This is a genomic window from Alicyclobacillus fastidiosus (assembly GCF_026651875.1).
Lineage (GTDB): Bacteria > Bacillota > Bacilli > Alicyclobacillales > Alicyclobacillaceae > Alicyclobacillus > Alicyclobacillus fastidiosus.
The window spans coordinates 2,808,547-2,834,330 of sequence record NZ_CP104067.1; the positions used below are offsets into that span (position 1 = coordinate 2,808,547).

The 25,784-nt window shown below is 45.6% G+C and carries 29 protein-coding genes and 1 pseudogene; 20 read left to right on the top strand and 10 right to left on the bottom strand.

All coding sequences use genetic code 11. The features are described from left to right. Nucleotides 1–12: 12 nt before the first annotated feature. The 5 genes from NZD89_RS14030 to NZD89_RS14050 all read left to right on the top strand — a co-directional run bounded on the left by NZD89_RS14030 (nucleotide 13) and on the right by NZD89_RS14050 (nucleotide 4,030). Nucleotides 13–849 carry an amidohydrolase family protein gene (locus NZD89_RS14030; RefSeq protein ID WP_268008303.1) on the top strand — a complete coding sequence of 279 codons (837 nt, stop codon included), beginning with the start codon at nucleotides 13–15 and terminating at the stop codon, nucleotides 847–849. A 38-nt stretch (nucleotides 850–887) separates the two neighbouring features. Beyond that, complete coding sequence (locus NZD89_RS14035) at nucleotides 888–1,985, top strand: Gfo/Idh/MocA family protein (RefSeq protein WP_268008304.1); 1,098 nt, start codon at nucleotides 888–890, stop codon at nucleotides 1,983–1,985. A gap of 210 nt (nucleotides 1,986–2,195) precedes the next feature. Next, nucleotides 2,196–2,915, top strand: a complete 720-nt coding sequence (locus NZD89_RS14040; RefSeq protein WP_268008305.1) for a FadR/GntR family transcriptional regulator — start codon at nucleotides 2,196–2,198, stop codon at nucleotides 2,913–2,915. A gap of 145 nt (nucleotides 2,916–3,060) precedes the next feature. After that, the gene (locus tag NZD89_RS14045) at nucleotides 3,061–3,384 is read left to right on the top strand and encodes an L-rhamnose mutarotase (RefSeq protein WP_268008306.1); all 324 of its coding nucleotides are present in this window, start codon (nucleotides 3,061–3,063) and stop codon (nucleotides 3,382–3,384) included. Nucleotides 3,385–3,763: 379 nt separating this feature from the next. After that, the gene (locus NZD89_RS14050; protein ID WP_268008307.1) at nucleotides 3,764–4,030 is read left to right on the top strand and encodes a hypothetical protein; all 267 of its coding nucleotides are present in this window, start codon (nucleotides 3,764–3,766) and stop codon (nucleotides 4,028–4,030) included. A 198-nt stretch (nucleotides 4,031–4,228) separates the two neighbouring features. Here the strand turns inward: NZD89_RS14050 and istB are convergent, their stop codons facing one another. After that, complete coding sequence (istB, locus tag NZD89_RS14055; protein WP_268004193.1) at nucleotides 4,229–4,969, bottom strand: IS21-like element helper ATPase IstB; 741 nt, start codon at nucleotides 4,967–4,969, stop codon at nucleotides 4,229–4,231. Then, nucleotides 4,956–6,446, bottom strand: coding sequence for an IS21 family transposase (istA, locus tag NZD89_RS14060; protein WP_268005360.1), 1,491 nt, complete (start codon nucleotides 6,444–6,446; stop codon nucleotides 4,956–4,958). The genes istB and istA overlap by 14 nt, the downstream gene beginning before the upstream one ends. A 380-nt stretch (nucleotides 6,447–6,826) precedes the next feature. Between istA and NZD89_RS14065 the strand changes: the two genes are divergently transcribed. Together NZD89_RS14065 and NZD89_RS14070 are read left to right on the top strand one after the other, a co-directional pair. Further along, nucleotides 6,827–7,057: a reverse transcriptase domain-containing protein gene (locus NZD89_RS14065; protein WP_268008308.1), complete on the top strand. Its 231-nt coding sequence runs from the start codon at nucleotides 6,827–6,829 to the stop codon at nucleotides 7,055–7,057. Nucleotides 7,058–7,710: 653 nt separating this feature from the next. After that, nucleotides 7,711–7,881: a nuclease-related domain-containing protein gene (locus tag NZD89_RS14070; RefSeq protein ID WP_268008309.1), complete on the top strand. Its 171-nt coding sequence runs from the start codon at nucleotides 7,711–7,713 to the stop codon at nucleotides 7,879–7,881. 152 nt (nucleotides 7,882–8,033) lie between these two features. On the opposite strand, the gene NZD89_RS14075 is transcribed toward NZD89_RS14070, so the two are convergent. Continuing rightward, on the bottom strand, nucleotides 8,034–9,278 hold the full coding sequence (locus tag NZD89_RS14075) for an IS4 family transposase (protein ID WP_268003651.1): 1,245 nt from the start codon (nucleotides 9,276–9,278) through the stop codon (nucleotides 8,034–8,036). An 85-nt stretch (nucleotides 9,279–9,363) separates the two neighbouring features. Between NZD89_RS14075 and NZD89_RS14080 the strand changes: the two genes are divergently transcribed. From NZD89_RS14080 to NZD89_RS14090, 3 genes are all read left to right on the top strand, one after another. Beyond that, nucleotides 9,364–10,281: a restriction endonuclease gene (locus tag NZD89_RS14080; protein ID WP_268008310.1), complete on the top strand. Its 918-nt coding sequence runs from the start codon at nucleotides 9,364–9,366 to the stop codon at nucleotides 10,279–10,281. A 323-nt stretch (nucleotides 10,282–10,604) separates the two neighbouring features. After that, nucleotides 10,605–11,360 (top strand): hypothetical protein, encoded by a 756-nt coding sequence (locus tag NZD89_RS14085; protein WP_268008311.1) that lies wholly within the window; start codon nucleotides 10,605–10,607, stop codon nucleotides 11,358–11,360. Between the two features lie 13 nt (nucleotides 11,361–11,373). Continuing rightward, on the top strand, nucleotides 11,374–11,982 hold the full coding sequence (locus tag NZD89_RS14090; RefSeq protein WP_268008312.1) for a hypothetical protein: 609 nt from the start codon (nucleotides 11,374–11,376) through the stop codon (nucleotides 11,980–11,982). A 41-nt stretch (nucleotides 11,983–12,023) separates the two neighbouring features. On the opposite strand, the gene NZD89_RS14095 is transcribed toward NZD89_RS14090, so the two are convergent. Then, a complete protein-coding gene (locus tag NZD89_RS14095) occupies nucleotides 12,024–12,314 on the bottom strand; it encodes a hypothetical protein (protein ID WP_268008313.1) in 291 nt (96 codons plus the stop codon). A gap of 310 nt (nucleotides 12,315–12,624) precedes the next feature. Here NZD89_RS14095 and NZD89_RS14100 point away from each other — a divergent pair, with 310 nt between their 5' ends. The 7 genes from NZD89_RS14100 (at nucleotide 12,625) to NZD89_RS14125 (ending at nucleotide 17,419) form a co-directional block, all read left to right on the top strand. Beyond that, complete coding sequence (locus tag NZD89_RS14100) at nucleotides 12,625–13,143, top strand: GNAT family N-acetyltransferase (RefSeq protein ID WP_268008314.1); 519 nt, start codon at nucleotides 12,625–12,627, stop codon at nucleotides 13,141–13,143. Between the two features lie 293 nt (nucleotides 13,144–13,436). Continuing rightward, a complete protein-coding gene (locus NZD89_RS14105) occupies nucleotides 13,437–14,828 on the top strand; it encodes an IS1182 family transposase (protein WP_431308595.1) in 1,392 nt (463 codons plus the stop codon). Nucleotides 14,829–14,874: 46 nt separating this feature from the next. Next, on the top strand, nucleotides 14,875–15,174 hold the full coding sequence (locus tag NZD89_RS14110; RefSeq protein ID WP_268008315.1) for a hypothetical protein: 300 nt from the start codon (nucleotides 14,875–14,877) through the stop codon (nucleotides 15,172–15,174). 241 nt (nucleotides 15,175–15,415) lie between these two features. Then, nucleotides 15,416–15,751, top strand: a complete 336-nt coding sequence (locus NZD89_RS14115) for a phosphoglycerate mutase family protein (RefSeq protein WP_268008316.1) — start codon at nucleotides 15,416–15,418, stop codon at nucleotides 15,749–15,751. Continuing rightward, nucleotides 15,679–16,038, top strand: coding sequence for a histidine phosphatase family protein (locus NZD89_RS29600; RefSeq protein WP_369125246.1), 360 nt, complete (start codon nucleotides 15,679–15,681; stop codon nucleotides 16,036–16,038). The genes NZD89_RS14115 and NZD89_RS29600 overlap by 73 nt, the downstream gene beginning before the upstream one ends. Nucleotides 16,039–16,167: 129 nt before the next feature. Further along, entirely contained in the window at nucleotides 16,168–16,596 is a 429-nt protein-coding gene (locus NZD89_RS14120) for a GNAT family N-acetyltransferase (RefSeq protein WP_268008317.1), read from the top strand. A gap of 28 nt (nucleotides 16,597–16,624) precedes the next feature. Then, nucleotides 16,625–17,419 (top strand): TIM barrel protein, encoded by a 795-nt coding sequence (locus NZD89_RS14125; protein WP_268008318.1) that lies wholly within the window; start codon nucleotides 16,625–16,627, stop codon nucleotides 17,417–17,419. Nucleotides 17,420–17,618: 199 nt separating this feature from the next. Here NZD89_RS14125 and NZD89_RS14130 read toward each other — a convergent pair whose 3' ends face one another. From NZD89_RS14130 to NZD89_RS14140, 3 genes and pseudogenes are all read right to left on the bottom strand, one after another. Then, nucleotides 17,619–19,097, bottom strand: coding sequence for a transposase (locus NZD89_RS14130; protein WP_268008319.1), 1,479 nt, complete (start codon nucleotides 19,095–19,097; stop codon nucleotides 17,619–17,621). Between the two features lie 899 nt (nucleotides 19,098–19,996). Continuing rightward, nucleotides 19,997–20,152: a hypothetical protein gene (locus NZD89_RS14135; protein ID WP_268008320.1), complete on the bottom strand. Its 156-nt coding sequence runs from the start codon at nucleotides 20,150–20,152 to the stop codon at nucleotides 19,997–19,999. Between the two features lie 14 nt (nucleotides 20,153–20,166). Next, nucleotides 20,167–20,322: pseudogene (locus NZD89_RS14140) on the bottom strand (alpha/beta-type small acid-soluble spore protein); the annotation flags it as partial. A gap of 204 nt (nucleotides 20,323–20,526) precedes the next feature. Between NZD89_RS14140 and NZD89_RS14145 the strand changes: the two are divergent. Together NZD89_RS14145 and NZD89_RS14150 are read left to right on the top strand one after the other, a co-directional pair. Continuing rightward, nucleotides 20,527–21,246 (top strand): YkoP family protein, encoded by a 720-nt coding sequence (locus NZD89_RS14145; RefSeq protein WP_268008321.1) that lies wholly within the window; start codon nucleotides 20,527–20,529, stop codon nucleotides 21,244–21,246. Between the two features lie 182 nt (nucleotides 21,247–21,428). Beyond that, nucleotides 21,429–22,463, top strand: a complete 1,035-nt coding sequence (locus tag NZD89_RS14150; protein WP_268008322.1) for a class II aldolase/adducin family protein — start codon at nucleotides 21,429–21,431, stop codon at nucleotides 22,461–22,463. Here the strand turns inward: NZD89_RS14150 and NZD89_RS14155 are convergent. After that, nucleotides 22,438–23,343, bottom strand: a complete 906-nt coding sequence (locus NZD89_RS14155) for an SDR family NAD(P)-dependent oxidoreductase (protein ID WP_268008323.1) — start codon at nucleotides 23,341–23,343, stop codon at nucleotides 22,438–22,440. The two genes, NZD89_RS14150 and NZD89_RS14155, sit on opposite strands and share 26 nt — an antisense overlap. A 211-nt stretch (nucleotides 23,344–23,554) precedes the next feature. Between NZD89_RS14155 and NZD89_RS14160 the strand changes: the two genes are divergently transcribed. Continuing rightward, nucleotides 23,555–24,172 carry a lysophospholipid acyltransferase family protein gene (locus NZD89_RS14160; protein ID WP_268008324.1) on the top strand — a complete coding sequence of 206 codons (618 nt, stop codon included), beginning with the start codon at nucleotides 23,555–23,557 and terminating at the stop codon, nucleotides 24,170–24,172. A gap of 87 nt (nucleotides 24,173–24,259) precedes the next feature. On the opposite strand, the gene NZD89_RS14165 is transcribed toward NZD89_RS14160, so the two are convergent. Both NZD89_RS14165 and NZD89_RS14170 read right to left on the bottom strand, forming a co-directional pair. After that, nucleotides 24,260–25,114 (bottom strand): diacylglycerol/lipid kinase family protein, encoded by an 855-nt coding sequence (locus tag NZD89_RS14165; protein ID WP_268008325.1) that lies wholly within the window; start codon nucleotides 25,112–25,114, stop codon nucleotides 24,260–24,262. A gap of 29 nt (nucleotides 25,115–25,143) precedes the next feature. Next, complete coding sequence (locus tag NZD89_RS14170; RefSeq protein ID WP_268008493.1) at nucleotides 25,144–25,773, bottom strand: glycosyltransferase; 630 nt, start codon at nucleotides 25,771–25,773, stop codon at nucleotides 25,144–25,146. Between the last annotated feature and the right edge of the window lie 11 nt (nucleotides 25,774–25,784).

Consider the following 25,784-nt stretch of genomic DNA (forward strand, 5'->3'; position numbering starts at 1 on the left):
GAGGGGTTTCATATGAAGGTAGACGCTCATCAACATTTTTGGAATTTAGATAAAGTTGAATATCCATGGTTAGGTCCTTCTTACGGTCCCATCTATCGTACATTTGAGGCGCCTGAACTTGAGGATCAGGTCAAAGCTGCAGGAATAGACAAGACTGTAGTTGTGCAAGCAATGGACTCATATGAGGACACACACTATATGCTTGACACTGCGTCCCGGTTTGAGTGGATTGGAGGAATTGTAGGCTGGGTTCCGCTGAATAATCCCGATGAGGCGGGGAGGAAATTAGAAGAGTTTACGAAAAACCCGCTTTTCAAGGGCATACGGCATCTCATTCACGAAGAGCAAGATCCAGATTGGGTTATTCGGGAGGAAGTTATTGAGGGTCTGAAAATACTTGCGTCCTTCGGTATTCCATTCGATGTAGTCGCAGTATTCCCGAACCACTTAAAGCACGTTCCAACGTTAGCAGAAAAGGTACCGGGCCTGAAAATGGTAATTGATCATTTAGCAAAACCACCAATTAAAGATAAGTCCATGGAACCGTGGGCAAGTCAGTTAGCTCGTGCCGCGGAGTATCCTCAGGTATACGCAAAAGTTTCTGGCCTAAACACTGCTGCTGATTGGGAAACTTGGTCAGCGAACGACTTGAAACCGTACATTGAGTTTGCAGTCGAAAAATTTGGGGCTAATCGCTTAATGTTCGGTAGTGATTGGCCCGTTGCAACACTAGCGGGGGACTATAACAAAGTGTGGTTGGAAACGAACAAGGCTCTTGAAGGTTTATCACGATTAGAAATCGACGCAATCTTAGGCAAAACGGCAGTGGAGTTTTATCGTATTCTTTGAAAATCCGTATACAACATTTAGAAAGGTGGAACAGCACAATGGATCTTGAACAGACGAGTTGGCTTGACCTAGACTACCAGCCAAAGCTACCTGTGAATAAATCAATGGGTATAGGAATCGTGGGAGCTGGTGATATCGTCCAGGCATGCCATCTCCCAGCCTACGAAATGGCGGGTTTTAAAGTTGTTGGAATCTTTGATGTGGACACAGTCAAGGCGAGGCAAGTCGCAGAAAAGTTCAAAGTTAAAAATGTTTTTCATTCTTTGGATGAATTACTAGCTCACCCAGAGGTCGAAATTGTAGACGTTGCTGTTCCCGCGAAAAACCAATTGGCTGTTGTGGAAAAAGTCGTAGCTAAAGGAAAGCATGTTTTGTGCCAAAAACCACTTTCCGAAAATCTCACGAATGCTAGACGCCTTGTTGAACTCTGTGCTGAAGCGAACGTAAAGGCAGCAGTCAATCAACAGATGCGTTGGGCTCCTGGTATTCGATCGAGCCATACAATCATCCAACGTGGATGGTTGGGGACGCTCACTCAGGCGTCTATACAAGTGAATGTGTTGACTCCATGGGAGACATGGCCATGGATGATGTCTATTCAAGGCATGGAATTCATGTATCATAGTATTCACTATATGGATTCCATCCGTTTTCTCTTTGGAACTCCAGAGTATATTTATGCCGATGGGGCTAGATTTCCTGGTCAGCCATGGAGTGCAGAAACCCGTACCATGATTCACTTGAAGTTTCCCGGTGAAGCGCGCGGATTGATTCACGATAACCACAATAATTTTGCTTCGGAAGATGATTGGTACGCAACTTTTCGTTTTGAAGGAACAAAGGGAACTATAAAAGGAACCAATGGTGCTTTGTACAATTATCCAATCGGCAAAGAAGATAGTATTAGTTTTTTTTCTAAAGAAATTAAGAACGATTGTTGGATTTCACCCAAACTTGAGGGGCGATGGTTTCCACATGCGTTTATGGGAACTATGGGAGAGTTAATGAGAGCAATTGAAGAACGGCGGGAACCTGAAAACAGCGTTGCCGATAATCTGAAAACACTCGAAATGGTGTTTGCTGCCTCCCGTTCTATGCAACAAAACCGCCCGGTTTGGCTGGAGGAAATAGACTGAATAAATAATAGCCGGAGGGGATTGGACCTGAAGTGGGAAGAGCTTCGGAGGAGCCAGCCGTTCATTGGAACTGAGAAATTGTGGTGAAACTCCTCCGGATTTGTCCGAAGTCCAATCATGCCACAGGGAATGTATTGTGGGAATTTGCGGTGTCCTCAGTTGCAATCACTTTATCGGAACAAAATTGATGTTTTTATGGGAGATGTAAGTGTGAACGTTAAACCATTAAATCGTGCAACCGTGACGGATCAAGTATTGGAGCAACTGGGAACCCTAATTCGAACCGGTGAGTTACAACCTGGGCAGAAACTGCCGAATGAACGAGATTTGGCGGAAATGTTTGGTACAACAAGAGCTCGTATCCGAGAGGCTCTAAGGGCCTTGGCTCTCATTGGTCTTATTGAAACTCGACCCGGCGATGGGAGTTATGTAACCGAAAATCACGATATTCCAAACGAAGCGATCAAGCTTATGTTTTACAAGGAAAGCAGAATGTTCGACGAGTTATATGCGGTCCGTAGATTAATTGAACCACCAATTTTCTACTTGGCCTTGGAACATATTGAGAACGTCCACATTGAGAAACTAGAGCATATTCTTAGTCGGTGTAAAGAAGTCATAGAAACGGCCGGCGACTCCAAGGAATTCCACACATTAATTAATCAATATGATGAAGTTATTGTGGGCGCCGTAAACAACTCTGTTCTGACAAAATTAATTTCGGTTTTTCTGAACATTAAGGATAGGGCGAATCTCACCCTGTATCAGGTTCCCAACGCAATGGAAAACAGTTTTCATCATCGTTTGAAAATTGTCCAAGCACTTAAGAAACGCGACATGGAAGAATTGCGAATCGCGGTTGAGGAGCATTTTGACTCCGCTGTGTTGTATTACAGTGACTTGGTAGACGACGAATTCATGGACGATTAGAAGGGGGACCTTCCATGGTGATAGTTTTCAGGGATCAACAGTATATGTGATGTATGAGCGTTGTGCACCTGAGAAAAACCTTGTGCATTTACTGCTGTATACGACCACAATGTTAAACAATGATTGATAAGAAAGGGCGAGTAGCATGCATCGATACGGGAGCGTAATAAGAGTAAAACCCGAAAAATTAGAAGAGTACAAACGACTTCATGCGGATGTGTGGCCTGACGTAAAAAAGATGATTACAGAATGTAACATACAAAATTATTCTATATATCATAAAGAAGGATTCTTATTTAGCTACTTCGAATACGTTGGTGACGATTATGACCGAGATATGGCCAAGATGGCGGAGGACGATATGACACAAAAGTGGTGGAATGTTTGTATGCCTTGCCAAGAACCACTGGAGACCAGAAGCCAAGGAGAATGGTGGGCGAACATGGAGGAAGTATTCCATCAGGATTAGGAACGAGTCCATAGTAAAAGCCTAGACAAAATCACTAGTTGCATAACCGTAATGAATGGAAGTCCATATAGGCATTAATTCATTTTATCTCCGCTGCCCCCGAGAGTCGTTTGCCTATCTAGCGCGAGTCGCCGTCCACATTGTAAGTTTGCCTGTTGCAGAACGGCGGAACCTGTTTAGCTACCATGTGAAGGTTCGAGCAGTCTTGGATCAACTATCCGACAGGTCAAAGTTTCAGAGTCGACATGTCTAGCTGCACCTTTTTTACCCGGATTATTACGAACGCATCGCGAGCAGCGGTCAGAAGGAAGTAGTTGTAGAGACATTCTCGACTTTGTTAGGGCCCGGTGCAACAGATCCCACATTGATGACGGAAGCCATGGAGCAAGTAGACGGCGAGGCCATCACGGTTCTGAGGGACTCGTACCGCTCACGTGTTTCTCTTGTGGAATTCGTCAACGCCGTGTTTCTCCCCGTTTTCGAGGCGACTGGGCTGGAGCGGGGTCAAGTAGAGCTTAAGCCCATTCGGAAGGATAAGGAAGGTCAGGCTTGTTCCCTCGAAGTTTGGCTTTATCCGGATTCCAACAAGCGGGCGCCGGATCCAGATGCACTTGCTTTAGGCATTGAAGGCTTTCTCGCCTTGTAGAGGACAAGGTAAGTAGAAAACTGCGGCCTATCCGTCCTTCAGATATCGCCATCCTATGTGTGTTTTGTCAAGAAGATTTCCCTGGTTTTATCATCACTTTTTCCTTGGTGTAATCATCGATTTTTCCCTGGTGTGATCAACTAAAATCCCCTGGTATTATCACGAGAATTCCCTGGTGTATTTCCAGTTCTGTTTGGGTCATTTTTGCCGCATCAATGCGTGTTTTAGTCGGTAGCTTTCTCCCTCAAACACAACAAGTTGTCCATGGTGCGCCAGACGGTCAATCATTGCAGCAGCCATCTGGTCATCCGTGAAAATACCGCCCCATTTGGAGAACTCCAGATTCGTGGTGATCACCAAACTTCGTCTCTCGTAACTAGCTGCAACCACTTGAAATAATAGCTGCGCCTCTTCACGGTCCATCGGAAGGTAACCCCACTCATCAATGACCACAAGCTGAGCCTTTTCTAGTTCCTTCATTATGCGTTCTAAAGATCCAGCGCGTTTGCTCTCGCTCAGTCGTGTCACCAGGGATGCTGCGGTGAAAAACCTCGTAACAATTCCCATCTCACACGCTTTCGTTCCTAAGGCAATGGCAAGGTGTGTCTTACCAGTGCCGACAGGACCATACAGAACGAGGTTCTTTTTCTCCTGGACAAACTGACACGAAGTCAGTTCATCCAGGGACAAGGTAGAGGGCAGGCGAAGTGAACTGAATTCGTACCCCTCCAGCGTTTTTCGTACAGGGAACGCAGCTCGTTGAAATAAACGAATTCTCCGCTGACGCTCGCGGTGCTCCAATTCCTCCCGGAACACCTTATGTAGAAACTCCTCCTGTCTTGGCGTAGCTTCTAAATCGCATAACCGTACCGCATTCTGACTCAGGATTAATTGTCGGCAGTATTGTGAGATTTCTAGTCGTATCTCACTGCGGTCCATGCACTTCACCTCCGAATGCGGGTAGTAAAACATCATACTGGCTCATGTCGGGTCCAGGCTCCCCTGGCGTATCCAGACCGTAGTGAGCAATCCGAGCCGCAACAACTGCTGCATTGACCTCAATGCCTTGTGTGCGTTTGCGAACAATTGCTTCCTGTATCGAAGTCACCGCAACGTCCAAGCCATATTGGTTAGACAAATCCTTCATGAGGCGTAACGCTTGCCGTAACCCACTCTTGTCCTGCTCATCCATGTAATCACGAACCTCGTAGGACATTTGGCTACGCATCAGGCTGTTTCGCCATGCTCCTGGTTTTACAATCAATTGATCTAGCATCGTTAACCAGTCGACTGTGTCTGTCCGCTCTGTACCGAACTCCCTTTCGTGGCGAGAGATAACGTCACCCGCTTCATCAAGTGGTTCAATGAAATGTGCGCCGATCCGGACAATAATCTCCCGGTCTGCATACAGCGGCGAGGAAGAATAAGTGTGCTTGCCATCAAGTATGAACTTGCCATAGCCGTTGGTCTTTACATGCCCATATCGGCAAGATTCAAACGGCGCGTTTGGGAGTGCTCGCATGGCTTCCTTGTCCTTCTCAAACAACTCGCAGATAGGTACTCCTTTCTTGTAGTGCTCGCGGCTATTATCCAAATCGCATAGTTCGAATAATTCAGTGTTCCACTCATGCAATGACACTTTGGATGGTAGGGGAACCATGTAATTTCTCCGAGCGTAACCAACCTTGTTCTCCACATTTCCTTTTTCATGACCGCTATTCGGATTGCAGAATGTAATCTCAAATCCGAAATGGGCTTGGAATCGCTTAAACAACTGTGTAAGGCGAACTAGCTCTCCAATTCGCCTGCCGGCTGCTGTGGCATTGTCAATCACAAGTCGTGACGGAACACCCTCAATATGATAAAAGACGTCCATTAATCCTTGGCATAAGCATTCAGCAGTTTCACCGAGAAAGCACTGAACAAATCCTGCATTGCTATGCGGGAAAGATACCACCAGATACTTCGTAACGCGTCGCACGCCGTTTACAATCACATCACATTCACCAAAATCAGCCTGAGCCTCTCCAGGATGCCACTGAAGTTCAAGATAGCCCTTCTTACTAAGGTGCTGGCGTTGACGAAATGCGGTCACGTATCGGTTCACGGTCGGGTACGAACAGTTGAACTCCGGAAACTTTTTCACGAGTCGGTCATATACTCGCTTCCCCGTATGACGTTGCTTGTACCGATTTTTAGCATCTTGAAGAAGCCATGCATCAATGGTTGGTTTGTAGGGATCCAACTTGGATGGCTTAGACACTGGCACAGGCAGCCTTGGGGAGAAGTCCTCCTGCTTCATGTATTTCCGAACGGTCTTGGGATCTAGCCCCAATTCCTTTGCAATCTGATACGCTCCTTTCTCTTGGAGTTGCAGTTCCTTGATCCGGTGAATCTGCTCCATACTCATCGTCATCCTTTCTCCTCCTCGCATTTCTACAAAGAGGATTGTAAGAAGCAAATGACACAATTAGGAGAGATACACCAGGGAAATTTCCAGATCAGATCAGGGATTTCCTGATGACATCAGCAAGGATTTCTTAATGATTAGATCAGGGAATTTCTGATGATCGAAACCTCCATTTTTATTTGACCATACACAATCCTATGTCGACTTAATGATGAATGCTAGAGCATCGCAGACGCGTTGGCTCGGCGCGGCCTGCGCGCAACGGTTGGGGAAGGCGACCTGTTGTCAACGCCCGAAGCGGTGCTGGCCGTGGCGTGGTTCCGTTACCTAGTGGATGCACGGGACACTTTGGCTCTGGCTGAAATCCTGCATTTCTCATCAGATGAATGGTGTACCTTCACTACGTGCTTGACCTCTGGTTTGAGAAGGCTATAAAGCCTCGACTCAGAGGAGAGGCACACCTCATCCGCTACATAGATGATTTCATCGTGTGCTTCCAGTATCGAAGTGATGCGATACGGTTCCAAGAGGTGCTCCGGAAACGGCTGAACAAGTTCAAGCTAGAGCTAGAGCCAAATAAGACTAGACTGATTGAATTATGGGCGGTTCGCGAGTGACCACGCAAAAGCCAGGGGTAGAAAGAAACCGGAAACACTATACTTTCTCGGTTTCACACACTACTGTACTCGAAACCGCAAGGGGAACTTCATGGTTGGGCGGAAAACGGAGAAGCAATGACTCAAGCGCAGTATAGGTAAAGTGCAGGAAACGATGCGGAAAATCCGACACCGGTCAATTGAAGAACAAGTCGTCAAATCAACCAGATGCTTCAAGGGCACTATGCCTATTACGGCATGGCTGGAAACATGAGGTGCCTCATCAAGGTGTATCACGGCAAATGTGCAAGAAGCCCTTTATAGAAAAACGGTTTAAACAATCGATATGCTGAATTTTAATACACACTACAGGCAAAGCCTTGAATTTCCCACCAAAAAATCCGAAGACCACAAATAATTTAAAGCCGAGTGTCTTCGATACCCGACCCGTTTGCAAGTTCATACGCCGATTGCGTGGCGATGCCGCTCTAATCTTCCACGAACGCCTGCGCAGAACGGCGAAACAAGCGCCCGGGACGACACCCCACCCATCCTGTGCAATTTCGAATCGCGAAGACACCCGACCACACCCACATTTTTACTGACAAATACGAAACGAGTTGTCCCAAACTGTATATAATAAATATTGAATAGCTCTGTAAGGAGAATGTCTCTTGAAACTTTCTGAGTTAGTAAAAGATTGGGGCGGGTTTGAACGTCTCGTTGCTGATCTGCATAACACAGGTGACGTGAAGGTGGAACACAACGTTGTATTAAAAGGACGATCTGGTGCTCCACGCCAAATTGACGTCCTCATTACGCATACACATGGTCTGTACCACTAACGTTGCATAAAACTTCTCTGAGCCTGTCAAGAGAGGGTGAATTGCCGTTCAAAGTTACGGACTGAATACTCGGATTTTTTGTTTCCGTGGCTTATGGTCTAAAAGGTCAATACCCCTATGTCAGGTAGTCCGAATATCCATAATCAGGAATGTTAGATTAGGTCGTAGATAACGGTCTCAAGATGCTCCGTTTCACGCTCTATGTACTGCTGCACCGTTTGCTCAAAGATGTCTTCCACCTTGCATCGTCGTCGTCCCTTGGATGTTCGACCTGGTTTCTTGTACAACGCCTTCACAAACTCAGAAAAGGCTCGGTCCCAATAGAGACGTAGACATTTGTAAACCTCAAGTAGCTTGCCGCTGTGGGACACCTTCGCTTGCAAGAGAATCAACAGGCAGTACGTAATCAGTGCAATGAGCAGTTGGTTATACACGCCATTTTCACTATGACCGTATAGGCGCTTGAGTACCAGGTGCTGCTTGACCCATTTAAAGAACAACTCTATTTGCCAACGCTTTCGGTACACGTCACAGATTTGCTCTGCATCCATCGTCATGTCATTCGTCAGTATCACGACGCGCTTGCCTTCATTGTCCGTGGTTTCAAGCAACCGCAGGGTGTGCTCCATCACGTAATTTGGATAACTCCCCAAGCGTACCAATGCTTCTCTCGTAACCGGTGAATCGGACGGTACCTGTCGCTCTTCAATGACTTCGTGAATGACCGCATTATCTTTGAGCCGAGTGACAAACTTCGTTCCGTTTGCACAGTACGTATCGAACTTACGGTAATCCACATAGCCACGGTCAAAGACGTTCAACGCATTCGGTTCTACGACCACTAACGCATCCATCTGTGTCTTGTCCGCAGGTTTGGCGGGCGTGAGGATCGCCTTATCTGGCGCAACTTGATCGTCTAGAAATACCAGACGCAGGTGCAGTTTCACACCAGCTTTAGTACTGCGAAACTCTGCCCAAGGATACTGTGAAACACACATTGAAATGGTCGATGAGTCCACCAGATTAATCCGTCGCATTTTCTCGTTCGCTCGTTTTGCACCGACCTGGCGAGTGATTTGCTCGACACATTCACGGAACACGAAATCCAGAAAGTATGACGGCGTTTCTCGCAACTTCCTGGACAACTGGGAAGCACTAATAGAGTCTAGCGCCAGTTCTTTCTGGAGGGATTCATTGGCTTCCAACTCCAAACTGATGTCCTTCAGTGACGGGATTTGATTGACCTGGGCGAAGACGACGAGCCGGATGAATGAGATGACACCGAGCTTCTTAACGTACCGCTCCATCTTGAGACGGTTTAATTCCTGCAATATGGTACTGACATTCAGCGGGGTAACATACTCCCGGAACGCCGATTTCGTGGTATCCTTGTCCATGGTGGGTCTCCTTAGAGAGAGTTGGACAGGACTACCTGTACTTCTCATTCTAAGGAGATTTTTTCATGTTGGTGTTGTCTAAATCATGAAACTTCCAAACATTTCATCTATACATTCTGACAACTCGAAGCACTTGACAAACCATAAATTCCTTTATGCAACGCTAGTGGGTCTGTACACAGAAAAAATTCTCGTGGAATGCAAATTTTGGAACACTAAAATCAAACGAGCAAATATAGATGCCATGGTAGCTCAAATGCAGGATTTAAATGCATCCAAAGCCGTCTTCTTTACCGTTAAGGGCTGCCAATCTGGTGCTCAAACAATGGCTAGACATGCCGGTATCGAGGTGTTTCTCGTAAGAGAACCAAAGGATGAAGAATGGGGTGGGCCTGGTCCTGTTGTGGATTTTTATTTGCAGGTCATCTCGCGAAGTTTCAAAGAAATACAGTTCCCTGGAATAAGCGCTTTTACCACCGAACAAAACGGAACACCTCAAGGATTAAATCTAAATCTTCTAATGGGAAGCAAAACAAGCGGACGAACTTCGACCCCGACCGTTAAACCTGATGGACCTGGAAAAACGTTCGAAGAAATGCTTGATGAAGGCACATTAAATGCAGTCAAGGAGTTTTTCTCCAACAACAGCTTTACGATTAATCAGGGAGAAGAATGCACCAGATATATCCACATCCCAACTACTTTAAACTTTTCGCCACCAGTCCACATTACGTTGGGTCCATCTCATATAATTGTCCCGGCCGCTCAAGTTTCTTTAGGCGTTCGAATTGATCAATCTCGAATTGTAGTTGACCGCAGAAAAAACTTTCTCTACGCGCTGGTTGTTGAAGATGTTGTTCGAAAGGGAAAGTTTTATGCTTCACGACGTAACGATGCTTCTAATTCATTGATTTCACAAGCTACGGAGCAAACTCCTGAACCTAACGAACCAGAACTCCAAAAATGGCTCAATTCTACACGTCTATACGGACATATGGTTTGACCCAAGTGAGTTTGATGGATTGAACCCTATAGAATTCAAGCAAAACACTTCAACTTAAGAGGCGCCTCACTTGGGCGCCTCTTCTCGCTTATATCTGAGCCATGCGCGACTCACGAGCCGCATCGCCATCTTTTCGTCAGTGTGGAATGACTAAGGATTTTTAATGGACCCTCGTCTGCAGACCCACTTTCGCCTACAGCAATGACGACCACTCATGCCGCCCTCCTGTGTGTAAATGTATCCCTGGTTTCTAGAAACAATATTGAATATCTAATCAACCATGTTTAAAATTATGGAAATTATAGCAAGGTGGTGAATTCAAATTGCCGACAGAAGCTGAATTAACGCATCAAATGAAGTTAATGTTCTTTCATATTATGCAGAAGTTTGTACACGAGGATTTCCTTAACGCGTTTTTGACTGACAAGGGTAGTAAAGATGGTTCGAGTATTTTTAAATCCATACCCATTCGAAAATTATTGGGTTGTGGAGTCTTACTTGTCATATTTGGTCTATTTGTACCGGTTACCCAAAGCTCCGGAAACCGTATTGATTCCTCAATTTGGGTTGGTACATTAACGTTCGAAGGTGCGTATGCGGTGGGGTCAATGGCCTTAGCAGACTGGTTCGCTAAATCAATTTTTTTAATGTTTGGTGGCCTTTTGTCTGAGGCTATAGATATGGGGATTTTTAAATGGAACGTGGAATACGGAGATTTTAAAGAAGCTTTTGAGAAGGAGTTGCAAAAAGATAAAGGGGTTAGCCGTGCTCGCATTGCATCTAAACTGGTATTCAGCGGAGCATTCATTATATTAGCGATAGTTGTTATTATGCCACTCGCGATTTGGTTACCTGCAAAATGGGAATCAGGTATTCTTGTGGCGTCTGTTATTTGGACTGTAGGGTCAATCTCTAACCTAGGGTTGCTTGGCATCTTCACTATTCTCCGGCCTCTATTTGAAGCATATCTGGAAGTAAGTAAATACCATAACAGCCGGATAACCGAATGCCCTATATGCATTAAACGAGGGGTTATTTCGACTGAGTCATATGGTCCTTACTTACCATTTAACGAGTAAAAGGAAGGTTAAGATGAAAAAAGGTGAAGGCAATAAAAATATCATTATAACTCCAGACGCCGGTGTTTCTAATGCATTTTTTGGAGGAAATCTGCATTACGAATCATTTGTTATGGCAGATGGGTACGGAACTGCAGCGATACACCTTGCAAGCAATGCGTATAAGGAGAATGAACGAGATACTTGGCTATACCCAACGCTATATCTCTTTCGACATTACGTTGAACTGACGTGGAAGGACATATACATCAAGTGGAAGGCTTTAATTGATGAAGAAGTCACCCCGGAAGAACTCCAGGGACACAAACTGAGTAACAAATCATTTGATGGTTTATGGACTTGGCTCTTAAGCAATTGGCCCAAAGAGGATCGTGCCAAACCAAACAGAGTTAAGAGAATTATTGTTGACTTACACAAGCTTGATAAGACAGGGCAAGCATTCCGTTACAATCAAGATGTAAATGGTCGGGTGTTTCGAGGTGCGGAAACTCAATTGATTGGATATAACGAGTTGGTTCAAAAAATGGAAGATGTAAAGTGTTTCTTTGATGGGCTGCAAGGGTGGATTGGCCATATGCTGGACATTAAGGCTGAAATGGGGTCTGAAGGATATAATGAATGAATACGTTTCTGAGGGTGCTTGCCAGGCACCCTCTTGTCGCATTAAATCACGCGGAGTGAATCAATAACGTTAAACAGTTTTTGTCCATCGCCGTCTGCCGGGACTTCAAAAACGAAAGCTTCTGGCTGTGAAAGAGCATCTATGATGACTGTCGTTATCGGTTGAATTTCGTTTAAAGATACGAAACCGGCGTCAGACTTGCCTCTTACCACTTCGATTTCTGTAAAGGACAAACTTCCTTCGGAACCACGGTATTCGATAAAGAGTGTTGGTAAACCAATTTCATCTTCACCTGTGGTGAGCACTGTGTATGAATCGCGATAAATCTCCATAACATCCCCCCTTCCTGATAGTATTTGTCTTACATACGCGAATTATACGTGGGGAAATAAAGAAATTGTATAGCGTTGGTAGTTTCTTCACCTTATCTTGAAAAAAGCGAATTTTGAGAGCCCTTAAAAAGGCAACCTGTTATTATTTTGGGTAATCGGATTTTGTGGTGGAATAAGTCGGTTGAAACCCTTTTAATATTGTATCAATATACAATTTTGCGTCGACACTGTTCTGTCGCATATGGGCAGTTTAATTCAATTCGTAAAGATTATTTGAAAACACACTCGGATGATGGATTGGAAGTGACTTATGAACATTCGTCTGTTGGACGACTTTGACGCCCAAGAGTATAAGGAAGTTAGGTTGCGTGCATTGAAAAATGATCCCGATTCATTTGGATCAAAGTATGAGCAAGAAGCAACTAGACCTTTGGGGAATTTTATAGAGAGGATACAGCATACAAAAGATCAATTTACGTTGGGATGTTTTGACGACAGCGACACATTAGTTGGCATTGTCAATTTTGCACGTGAGAACAGACTTAAGACGACACATAAAGGAAATATCTACGGTATGTACATAGAGCCTCAATTTCGAGGACGGGGGTTAGGTAAAGCCCTATTGTTAGCTCTCATTGAAAGGGCAACAAAAGAATGCGAAGGGTTGGAACAGATTCATTTAACGGTTGTGTCTAATAACGAATCAGCAAAACGGCTATATACCTCGCTGGGGTTTGAAGTTTACGGTGTAGAACCACATGCCTTGAAGTTTGATGGACATTATTTCGATGAGGACTTAATGGTTTTAAGATTAGCGATCTTGAACTAGTCATAATGAACGACACCGGCCCCATTTCGTAGGTCTTGGATTACACTGAATCTTGAGAGACCAGTGCAGAGCCACATACGAAAGAGCAGCGGTACGATGTCAAGACCCTAAGGCAACATAATATTTTTTGAATCGCTGCTTTTGTGGAGGTGGGGCCAAATTTGGCAATACTCAACTAAGCCCACCCTACCTAGGAGCGTGTCCGAGTAATCCCTGAAGTATTTTGTAAAAGGAAATTTCCGGATCAATAACGAAGTCCCCTGTATTGGTATTCACAGTGGAGGCTTCGAATCTTGGGAAAAAAGTTTCGTGACTACGACCCGAACCAACTCATTCTACTACCACCGGGGTTAAATGAATGGCTACCTGACGGCCACCTGGCGAACTTTGTCAGTGATGTGGTCGATCATATCGATATCTCCATCATTACAAAACAGTACGAACAAGAACTGCGAGGTTTTCCCCCGTACCACCCGGCAATGTTATTGAAGATTCTGGTTTACGCATATTGCACAGGCATGTACTCTTCCAGAAAGATCGCAAAGGCCTGTCAGGATGTAGTGGCGTTCCGAGTCCTGTCCGCAAATCAGTTCCCGGATTTCCGGACAATCAGTGATTTTCGGAAACGCCATTTGGTCACCTTCAAAGAACTTTTCTTGGAAGTCTTGAAGATTGCCCAACATGCAGGGATGGTTAAGCTCGGGCATGTATCGCTGGATGGCAGCAAGATTCGGGCAAACGCATCCAAACATAAAGCGATGAGTTACGAGCGGATGAAGCAGCAAGAGCAACGACTCCGCCAAGAAATCGCCGAGCTTACGCAGCAGGCTGAACGCACCGACCATAGTGAAGATAAAAAGTACGGTAACACCATGGGCGATGAACTCCCTGAAGAGTTAGCCCGTAGAGAGACCCGGTTGGCAAAAATTCAGGAAGCAATGTCCTCTCTGGAGAAAGAGGCCAAGGAAAGAGTGGAACAACAGCAACAGAAAGACGAACAACAAGACAAGAAGGACGATGACAACGGCCCCACCAACCAGACAGGCGCCAGGAAACGCGGTCGTCCACGTAAGGAGAGTCATCTCGCAGGTGTTCCGGAGGACAAGGCTCAACGCAACTTCACGGATCCGGAATCTCGCATTATGAAATCGAAAGACGGCTTTATCCAAGCATACAATGTGCAGGCTGTCGTCGATGAAGAGTACCAAATCATTGTTGCAACAGATGTTATAGACCACACAAATGACCACGGTGTCCTGCGTACAATGGTCGAAATGACGGCGGAGAATACGAAAGCGACGATGCACAAAATCTCATGTGATGCTGGCTACTTTGCCGAAGACGACGTGACATGGCTTCAAGAGAAAGAAATTGACCCATACATCGCAACAGGTCGTCAAAAGCACAATGAAGTGCCTGAGTCACCGAGAGGACGAATACCGAAACACTACACCATTAAGCAACGTATGACTCGGAAACTAAAAACAAAGAAGGGCCGTGCCGTCTACGCGAGACGCAAGGCTATCGTAGAGCCTGTGTACGGTCAAATTAAGGGTTGTCGACGATTCGACCAATTCTCACTTCGAAGCCTTGAGAAGGTCAGAGGAGAATGGTCGTTAGTTACCATGTGCCATAATCTGCTTAAGATATTCAAATACGGTCATATAAACTGGGCAACGTGCTAAAGATGGTGCTTAACCGACCAGTCCCCGTCTAATGAAGTAAGTGCCCATGGGGAAAGTCACCCATAGTCGAATAAAATATGGAACTGAACTCAAATGCAGAAAGTCTAAGCCGCAATACTCGGACACGCTCCTAGGAACATGGGATGTACTGCAAGGAACCAATGAAAATCTAAAGGAACTTGGCATTTCCCAATCTGTAATTGATTTTGCGAACTTAACCAGAGACGAAGTGGTCGCGGGAATTCCAGGGCCGCGCCCTATGCCCGAAGATTGGAGTCCCAAACAGCATCCGCAATATCATCCGTTCGCACAACTTCTCGAGGAAGCCAAACGTCGGTTCGAATGATCTATATGCGACATAAGCTACGGGGGTGCTCTGGACGGTGAATTTGACACGTCCTTGAAGAACCTCCTACTCGCTCGGTGGTTGGTTGATGGTGTTACTCGGCTGTAGTCTGTCGGTAGTGCAATTTAAGAATTGAGGAATCCGGGCCGCACATAGATGTATGAATATACCTATCTTCGCCGAGTCCCTTACGGCGCTCTCGGGCAGGTTTGCGACACCTTGAAAATCAAGGAGGATTGGCATGGGGCGAGTTGTTTTGGTTCAACATTGCCAGTCAGAGCATCACATAAACGACATGTCAGGTGGATGGACAGATACGCCACTGACGGAGTTGGGGCGTAAACAAGCTCAGCTTATTGCACAGAAGCTAATCCATAGTATGAACGGTGATGAATATGTCCTCTATTCTTCCGACTTATTGAGAGCTTCGCAAACCGCCGAAATTCTTGGGAAGAATCTTGGTTTGGAATCCAAAACGGTGGGCTTAGGGAAATCAACACTGGTGTGGCGACTGGGAAAACGAAAGATTGGGCGAGGGCAAATAGAAATCCCAGAACAGACAATGGCTTTGATTTAGACTATCAAGAATTCGAGCAAGGTGAAACCTGGAGACAATTTTACAGACGAGTTTGTGACTGCATGGAGTCAATACACAGGTCGGAAAACACGAAAAACTTGTTAGTTGTAACCCACGGTGGAACTTTGGCTTACATAACTGCCTGGTGGCTACGATTTTCCGAACAGATGCTGACTACCGCTTATTTCTCGGCATCGCCAGCGAGTATCTCCATCCTGGCAAAAAACAGGTTTAATCAGAATGTCTTGGAGGTTTTTAACGACACTTCTCATTTGTCGCTATTGTAGTAACGGGTGCACCTGTCCCAGAAGGTTTGGCTTCTGAATAGAAAATTACGGTATCCAAGTTGTTCGCTTTATGGGGCAATCGGGCAGGTTTGAGACAGAAGACGCTTGGTTGCAAAAGGGGTGACGCTAGTGACGCTGGTTAAGTACGGGAGTCGTTCCATACCCACCGAACGGGTAAAACAGTTGTTGTCATATGCGGTCGGTTCAGCAACGGATGAAAAGCTCAGGAATATTTTGGAGCAAGTCTACTTGCAAGGTGATTTCAAACTATATGTTTACATCGATAGCGATGACTCGGCGTTAGGCATCATTGGATTCGAGGGAGAAGGAGTCTCTGCTGAAATCCTTCACATCGCCGTCGATGAACACAAGCGAAACTGTGGCATCGGTCGAAGAATGATTGATGAACTTCTTATGTTGGAGAATCTCTTCGAATTAACTGCCGAGACGGACCGTGATGCGGTTGGATTCTATAGTAAATATGGATTCGAAATACAGTCTCTTGGTGAGAAATATCCTGGTGTTGAGCGGTTTCATTGTCGACTTTTGTTCAGGTAAAGTTAAATTCAAGAGTTGGGGGTGTAACTTGCAACACGTAAACCTTAAATGTTCTTTGTCACAACTGCAAATCGAAGACCGTTTGAAGTATAGCCCTAACATTGTGGAGCTTCAGCTATTCGAGAATGACATCTCTTCACCGAATTCCATTGTTGAGGCAATCCAACAGCTCAAAGAGAATAGCGTCAAGGTTTTCCTTCATCACCCCATGAAAGTAAATGGGAAGTTCTTAGATGTCTTGAGTAAAGACCCTGAAGTCTACGAGTTTTATCGTCTGTCCTGTTCAGTATTGAATGAAATATGCAACTCAGAAGATGTATTTTGTGTTGTGCATCCTCATTACGAGAAATGTGAAAGTGGAATGGTAGATATTTCTGACGCAGTGAAGATTATTGAATGCTCGAACGCCTTAAAGGAAGCTATTCAGGATGTTCGCACATCTACCTATGACCGTTTTTTGTGGGAAAACGCACCGAGAGGGATTTTTTCAAGTGCAAATCGCAATTGGCTAACACATGTTGTTGAACCTATACAGCTACCTATTTGTTACGATATAAGCCACTCGTTTATGTCATTTCGTGGTAACAATTTAGACTTGGAACGAGACCTTAGAAATGCGTTCCCCTTTACTCGCCATTACCATGTTGTAGACAGTGCAGGAACAGAGGTTCATGATGCAATGTCTTTGGGGCTTGGAGGAATCAATTGGTCAAGATTGAAGCCGTACATTTTGCAAAGGGATTTCATATTTGAGATTGATTTACCTAACTATAACGACTGCACCCCTATGATTCAGAGTGCTGTTTATTTTGATTCCATATAATCATGCCTTCTTGAAATAGCCTCTCGGCATTGGAAAGCAGAAAAGCAAGAGAAAGCGGAATATCTTCCAAGAATCCACTGGAAAATTTGCGAGTAACGGTTGAAGCGGCGGTGTTCCTTGAAAAAAGGTATAGCAAACAGAGCGATGACGGTCCGATTTTCAAAAAGTCATCGCTGGAGATGGTATGATTGGGGTATTCTTAGGCTGACAAGAGTAGCGAACTCAGGTCGAGCGTACTTTCTTGGAACCAAGCGTCCATGTGTTGGCACATGGCAATGCCATAGATGCGGACGGTCCACATCATGGTACTGCGATGCTTGGCAGCTTCGAGGAGAAAATCCTCTTTCGCTCGCTTGTTGCTACGCTCGCAGGTGGTTCTGCGTTTGTAGACATCGTTCCACTCGTTGCTGTTGCGGGCAACGGGTGGAAACAAGCGAGGATTGTGTTTGGTATATGTGTGTACGCATCTTCCGTAAGGCGAATCGGAACAGGGCGTATCACAAGTTACCACGCCTTTGACAACGAGCGGACAATAGTATTTTCGGCGACCGCGCGTGTAGTCGTAGCCACGATCTTTCATCTCCAGCCCCTTTTTACAAAACGGAACCCCAGTAGGGGAAAATGTGATGTCATCCTTGCGAACCCCCTTGCTCCCCGTGCTGCGCAGGTTTAAATCAATGAACGGCTTTACTTTCCGTGACAGCAGGTACTCGTAGATTGGCAGTGCGTCGTGCGCGGCATCTAAAATGGCTTTGTCCCAGGTGTATTCACGAAAGCGTTCGACGAACTCACGAGCACTGACCACCCAAGAGGTCGCATCATGGCGCGAGGCTCGTTGAAGTCTGGGGTAAAGTGGCAGGTCGTAAGGACTATCCGCAGCAACAAACGTGTAAAGGTGATAACCGAAGAAGTACCTGTTTCGATAACTGTCCCAGCCCATGTCACAGTCGGGTTGAGAATAGATACGATAGCATCTGCATGGCACGATACCGAGTTCACGACAGTTACAAAGTCGCTTGTTACGAACTTGGGTAGCTGTTTGAAGCGGCATTCCGTCACCTGCGATTGACAGTGCGTTCGTGTCGCCCAGTAAGCCTAGAGTGGCAGATACGGTAAGGAACTGCTGTTGAAAGAGCCCAAGCAATCTGTCAAATGGCTGTGGCTTGGTGGCTGAGCGCTTTTGTAGCTGAGCCATGAGGTTTGCGATTTTGCTATACGCTTTGGTTGGTGCCTTTACTCCCTTCTTGCCATCTTTGACTTTCTTTCGATTGAGTCTGAGTTTGGGTGAAAGATTCGCGGAGGTATGAGACCACAGCCGCTTAAAGAAATGGTAGAAGGTACCGACACCAGGCGTTTTCCCGTACTCAAAGCCACTCAGAATGGCATACAACGGGCAACGATGCAATTGATTGACCCACTCTGTAATCGATGGTTCTCCGACCTGCAGCATGAGTAGATAGGAACGAAGTAAGTCGGCAGGGTCAATGGACCTTGGACCACGACACGAAAAAGCTCCTTCGAGTAAGCGAAACGTGTCAGAGAGGTCGGTAATCCAGAACTTCTTAACAAGCGACCAGTCCTTTGCGACAAAGAGGAGCGTGCCATTGCCGTAGTGAATACGAAGTTGTTGCTCAACGAACGACTGATACTGCTGATGAGACCGCACCAAGGGTAACATAACGCAACCCCCATTTCGATGAGATAGAGCTGTTAAGCCCTTCTCGGCGATTGTTGGGGTGATTCTAAAAAGTCAAGTATTATTTGGCGCACAGCGGATTTTCTTTTCATGGTGGTGTTGAATTTCCAATTTTGAATTGTCAAGTGGGGCTGACGAACATGGGGGCAAACGAAGAACCCTTCAACAACAGAACCGTTGATGGTTCAGCGAAAATCCAATGCCGAGAGGCTATTAAACTATAGGGGGCATAAATCCCACAACGGCTTTGTGAAAGCTCTCCATATACATGCAAAGAGTCGGTTCTCAGGTTTGTTGCGTTCTCGGGCAGGTTAATTCAAGAAGAAACAGAATTTGTCACCAATGATGTTTTGTGTTGGGAGAGTTGAATATGCCTAATTGCCCCAAATGTGATGGTGAAATGTTTGAAATGGAAAGTGTACCTGTTCAGAACGATCCGACCGAACTCTTCGCTGTGAAGTGTTCGAATTGTAATACAGCTATTACGATGTTCCCCCCTTATTGGAATACAACAACAGGGACGACCGTTAGCCAATTAGACTATCTGTCGGACTTGTTTCGAAGAAAAAAGAAATGACAATTAATTCAACTCATCCCCTTGCTGTTCAGGTGCATGGATATTCAGTGTGACGTTCCAGGACTTTGTGTCGCTAAAGGGCAGATTAGATCAATAGTGTGCCTAGCTAAGGGATATCCCGTCTGGGTATGGACAGAGAAGCCTGGCTTACGTCAAGGAAGACATTTAAGACCAGGAACATTGGGAGTCCGTCTTAAATTTTAGATGCAGTGACAAGTAAGTGCACCAGCTCCGACTGAACAACCGACAGCAGTGCAAGCGTAAACCGAAGCTCTTGCTCCGACTACGGGGCGAGGGCATTTTTTCATTGGGATACGTTTCTCGTCGCATTGCCTACAGTGTTTGCAGCACTACGCATTGTGTTCCCTGCGTTGTTTGTAGCGTTTTGCGCCCCTGGGACACACCCAGTTGCCAACAATAGCGTGATGCCCCCATAGATCACGAGCTTACGAACCTTCATTTTAGTTGTCTCCTTTACAGTAACCCACGAGAGTGACCGGACAAGCTTTGTTCTGCGAATGCAACCAGCCGTGGCGTCATTTCATCGCCGACAGCTCCATTCAGAGGAGATGATGTGTCTGCGCCGAGTTCCTGTGCTATTTCATACTTCATGCGCTCAATTGCGTTTGCTGATTGATGAACTTCACGACAGCAGGTAAGTTCTGTGACTCCACCTGTCCTTTTCGTAACTCAATTCGCTTGAGGGTGTAGGCGGGAGTACATGCACATAATGTTTGTCGGCAACCACTTTACGCTCCCTTCGAGTGTAATTTTCATTTGTTCGTCGATAATACCCATCGACACCGATCTTGTAGAGTGCAGGGGCTGATGGTTATGATCCGATTACACCGGGATAGAGCGATGAACATGGTGCATATTTTGTTAGCTTTCTTCCTTGATGAAGAGTACTTTATCGAGGATCAAGCACAGCAACAGAAAGGTGGTCATAATGACCGTATCCACGGATTGATTTGGAAATCATGTGATGCATTGTTCCGTTTGGCGTTAGGAATCAAACCTCTACAACAGGGAAAGTCGGATCTGTTTTGCATTGCTAAGCACCGATATCTCGGACGATCGTTGTCCGTTGACGGAATCCGTGTACGTAGGTTTGACCCCATCATCGAGATTCACATGAACAACAAAGTATTGAATCAAGCCATACGTGAGCATGGCTCTGTGGTCAGCATGGCAGCCAGGCTAATAAAAGAAACCAAGCAGTCCTTGCCTGTGCTTGCTGATTGTGTTGCTTCCCACAAGTATGAAAAAGCAAAAATCCTATATAGTACAACGTTTATCCATCGAGGTGTAGAACGCTTTGGATTTAGCACCTTTCCCATTCAGAGCCAGCCTGCTTACCGTTTTTTGGAATGGTATTTGCGGAACATTTTTCGTATGACAAACCCAAACGCAAGTTCATTATTTGAGGCTCGTCCAGACATTTTTATCCCCAAAATTGTGGCGATATCAAAGCATCGCCTCATCCGGGAATACGGAGGACTCCGGGATGGGGGATTCAATTCGCATTCAGCATCTGAAGTATCATCAAACTAACCAAATTTGTGCGGAAAATACTGATATTCATTCGTTCAATTTTCATATCTCGTTGCTGCTCAACTTATTGGAATAAATCAACAACAATCCGCATACAATATGTCGTTTTTTTGATGACAGGAGGAGGTAACATGGTCTACTGGGTATCAGGGCAAATCAACACTGACGTTCAGAGGTGGTTCATGGACGGAGTCCATCAAGTTCTTCAGAAAAAAGGATACCGCTTCGCTGATCCAGCGGAAAAGGATATTCGGCTCGTTTTCAATTTTGTCGAAGCCAGCTCCCCACGTCCTTTTCGTCGGAAAGCACAGGCGACTTATGTTATTTCAGTTGTCGAAACAAACGAGCAGCCACAAGACGTCCTCCGTGCGGCCTACCCGACTTTGATTCGCGCGCTGTCAAACTTATTAATTTATATCGTGAACACTGGCGACCACATGGATACATATTTCGTAACGCTTGAACAGGGCTATTATAAAGTGCCTTATGAGATGGGACAGGATGACAAGTACTTCGAATATATTTTCAAACGCATGGAACCATTGACTTCGTCGAATTTGATCATTAACAACGAATTTGAACCCGACCTACCGGAAGACCTTTGGGAAGGGGACGATATTACTGAAAAAGTTCGCCTTGCAGCAAAAAAAATCGACGAAATGGATTTGTTCCCCGCAGCATTTCCGATACAGGAAATTCTTCCACCAGAAGATTTTCGGCATGTCAAGCGACTTTACGGGATCGGTGGGCTGAGCTATGGCAATTTAAGCGCACGAAAAGACGATCGGCGCTTTTGGATGAGCGCGAGCGGAGTAAACAAAGGGAACTTGAGTCGTATTGGGGAAGACATGCTTCTTGTTAAGCATTTTCATGAAGAGCGCAAAACGATGCAGTTGAGTGTGCCTCCCAACGTTACACCTCGAAGGGTATCCGTTGACGCCATCGAACATTGGATGATCTATACAGAGCACCCCAAAGTGGGCGCCGTTATTCACATTCATGCGTGGATGGATGGGGTTCCTTCGACCCAGATTAATTACCCGTGCGGTACCGTGGAACTCGCCCGCGCAGTAGCACAACTGGTTCGCGAGGAAGATAATCCTGACCGTGCGATCATTGGACTGAAAAACCACGGTTTAACTATTACAGGTCGAGACCTCGACGATATTTTTGAACGGATTGAAGGCCGAATTATTCCTCAGGTTCCGATGTCGTAACCGTGGAATTGCTTTGAACGAATGTTGGATGCGGCTCCAAGGTGCGATGTTTGCGATGTTTATGTTTTTCAATCTGGGTTTGAATCGACTGGCTCCAATCAGGGACAGATAAACGATAATATGATTCAACCAAAGAGGGGAACGCGTAGGCAAGGCGGGCCGCCCAACCCATTCGTTTTGGAACCACTACGTCTTGTTTACGCTGAATCACCGCCTTATAGATTTGCTTGGCTGTTATTCTCGGTTGTAACACCGGGATTCCAGGCGGTAAGCGATACATTCCGCGGTGAAGGTAATTCTCGATTAACGGCGTATCGACAGGACCTGGCGTTATCATTTGCACACGTATTCCTTCAGGTTTCAGTTCTTGCCGCAAAGATAAAGCAAGCCCGCGGAGAGCGTGTTTGGTTGCAGCGTATGCTGCAAAGAAAGGTGGTGTACACGGAACGGACAACGATGAAATGAAGACAATGGTTTTTCGTTCACCATTTCTGATTAACGGCAAAAATGACTTCGTCACGTTCACGGCACCCCAATAATTCACTTCCATTGCATGCTTGGCGAGGCCACAATCCATCATCTCCACCGGTGATAGGTAGAATTCAGCCGCACCGTATATGAGTACATCCACGCGTCCAAATTGGCTTCGAATCTGATTCGCAAGTTGTATTACTTCATCCGGGGATGTAATGTCTGCGGGAAATTCTTGAGCCTTTCCTCCGTTCGCACGGATCTCATCGACGGATTCTCGTAAGCGTTCCCTCCCTCTAGCAATCAACAGCGTTTGTGTTCCTTGTGTAGCAAACAGCAGTGCACTCTCCCTGCCAATACCACTTGAACCCCCAACAATCGCCACCACTTGATTCGCTAATCCGCTCACATGAATTCGCCACCTTACTACAAACCATCTATGTTTCAATATACCCAAATTGTGCATTGCACAATCAAATTTACGTTGCGAATCTCGCCTAGCGTGCCGAATCGAATGAGTCACGCTGTATATGAACATTGGATGACGATGGACGGTATTGGACAGGATATTTGCGGATAAGATCCTCGTTCGATTTCATTCTAAAGGAGCACCATTTTATATGGTAAACACACGTTTGTTTTTAAAATGCATCATTCAAATGTACTACAAGGCTTCTCACCGAGTCACCGTTAACGGGCTTGAGAAACTACCTGTTAGTGGTCCCTATATTATCGCCTCGAATCACATTTCCAATCACGACCCGATACTGCTTGGTGTATTCCTGAACCCAACGATTAAATTTATGGCGAAGGACGAGCTATTTCGGATTCCTGTACTACGTTCGATTGTAAAAAAACTTAACGCGTTTCCTGTGAAACGTACTGGGATAGGGATTGGTGCAATTCGTTACGCCATTTTGCTTCTGAAGATGGGCGAGGTTGTCGGAATCTTCCCTGAGGGAACGAGAAATCACAATGGACGTCAGCTTCCTTGGAAACCGGGAGTTGGGTTTATTGCAACAAAAGCTAAATTTGTACCAATCGTTCCGATCGCTATTTGTGCTCAACGAGCGAAATTATTCAGACGATTTCAAATCATTGTAGGAGATCCTATCATACCATTTCATTCAGATTATCGATTGCTGGCTCAAGATGTGATGCAAATGATCCAAAATTTAAAGAGTTCCGTAGAGCTCAGTTCAACAAGTTGTATCGTGGGTCAAGAAAGCATACAGTGAGTTTGCGAGCAGCCCGCACAGGCATAGGCTCGATAACCCCTGCTATAGGTTTTCCTTTAGTCGGTGAGAAAACGAATTCGCTTTTCACTAATACTGATTCTGAAGGGAAGAGGAGGCAATGAGTTCACCATCGGCATGAGCAATCATGTAATCGGGGCAAGTAATCTCGATGCGCTTTCCTTGCTGCATTGTAATAAAAGTCTCCTTCTCAACGTGCCTTCCCGTATAGACGGAAGGAAGAAGTTTTAAGAAATTCATTTTCCCCAAGTTAGACACGATACACACGTCAAGCAAATCGTCGTCGTACTTGGCAGACGGGCAGATTTTCATACCACCTCCATAAAAGGAGCCATTCCCGATGGCGATCATCCACACGTGTGATAGAATTACACAATTTCCGTCAATGTTGAGCATCACTTCAGATGGAGTGAATGATTTTAACACAGTAATGGCGCTTAAGGAATATCCAAGTGCCCCGAGGCTTTTGATGAACATATGCCGATTTATATGATTCGCAACTATTCCGTCAAATCCGATGCCTGCTGCGTTAATAAAGTGCCGTCCGTTAATTTTCGCCACATTTAAAGACGCTTCCTTAGGGTAACACAGCGTATGCAGTAGGTCTTTGTCGGATTTATTAGCTTCTATCGACCGTGCCAAGTCATTACCTGTACCAAACGGAAGTATCCCAATCATCACATCTCTGCCAAGCACCCCGTTGACAATTTCATTAACGGTCCCATCTCCACCAACGGCGATCACTCGTTCAAAGTGCGAGCGGGTTGCCTGCAAAGATACAGTTTCTGCTTCCCCTGAACGGGTCGTAAAGTGTACTTTATAAGGGAAAGTTGTATATTTCTTTAGTTGCCGTTCGAAAGCATCCCATCGTGATTTGGTTGTTCCTCTTCCGGCTGTGGGATTGACGATAAATAAGGTTTCCATAAGGAACGCCCCCTTCAACATGGATGCGGTTAAGAAGTCGAATCTTGAATGGGTTTGGGTTGATTTGCAGCTCGCGTGACAAGTAAGCGTTGATAATGGCTGAGAAGTTGTTCAGTTGGTTTGCTCCAGTCCAGGGTAAACACAATGTCTTTTGCCAATGCTTGGACTCTTTTGCGTTGTTTTTCGTCATACATCAATCCATTTAGCGCTTCCAACATGGAATCGAAATCTTCTGGGTCGAATATAAATCCAATTCTTCCGTGTTCCAATACCTCTTGTGTGGCGGGACTATTCGCGGCCATCACTGGCAGACCACTGGCCATCGCTTCATATAATACAAGCCCAAGGGTTTCAGTGGTTGATGTAAAGACAAAGCCGTCTGCAGAAGCGTACGCCTGTGCTAATTCCTCGCCGAACAAGTACCCAGTGAATATTGTATTGGTACCTGAAAAAATGGACTCTAGGGTTGAGCGGTACGGACCATCTCCTACAATGGCTAGATGTATATCAGGCATTCGGTCAAGGCATGGACGCAGATTCTCAATTTCCTTTTCTTTGGCAAGGCGCCCCACGTACAATAATAACTTTTGGTGATCATCCTTGTGGCAGTTTAACAGACGTGTGCGCATTTGCTCTGAACGCTTTGCAGGCGAAAACATTTGCAAATCTA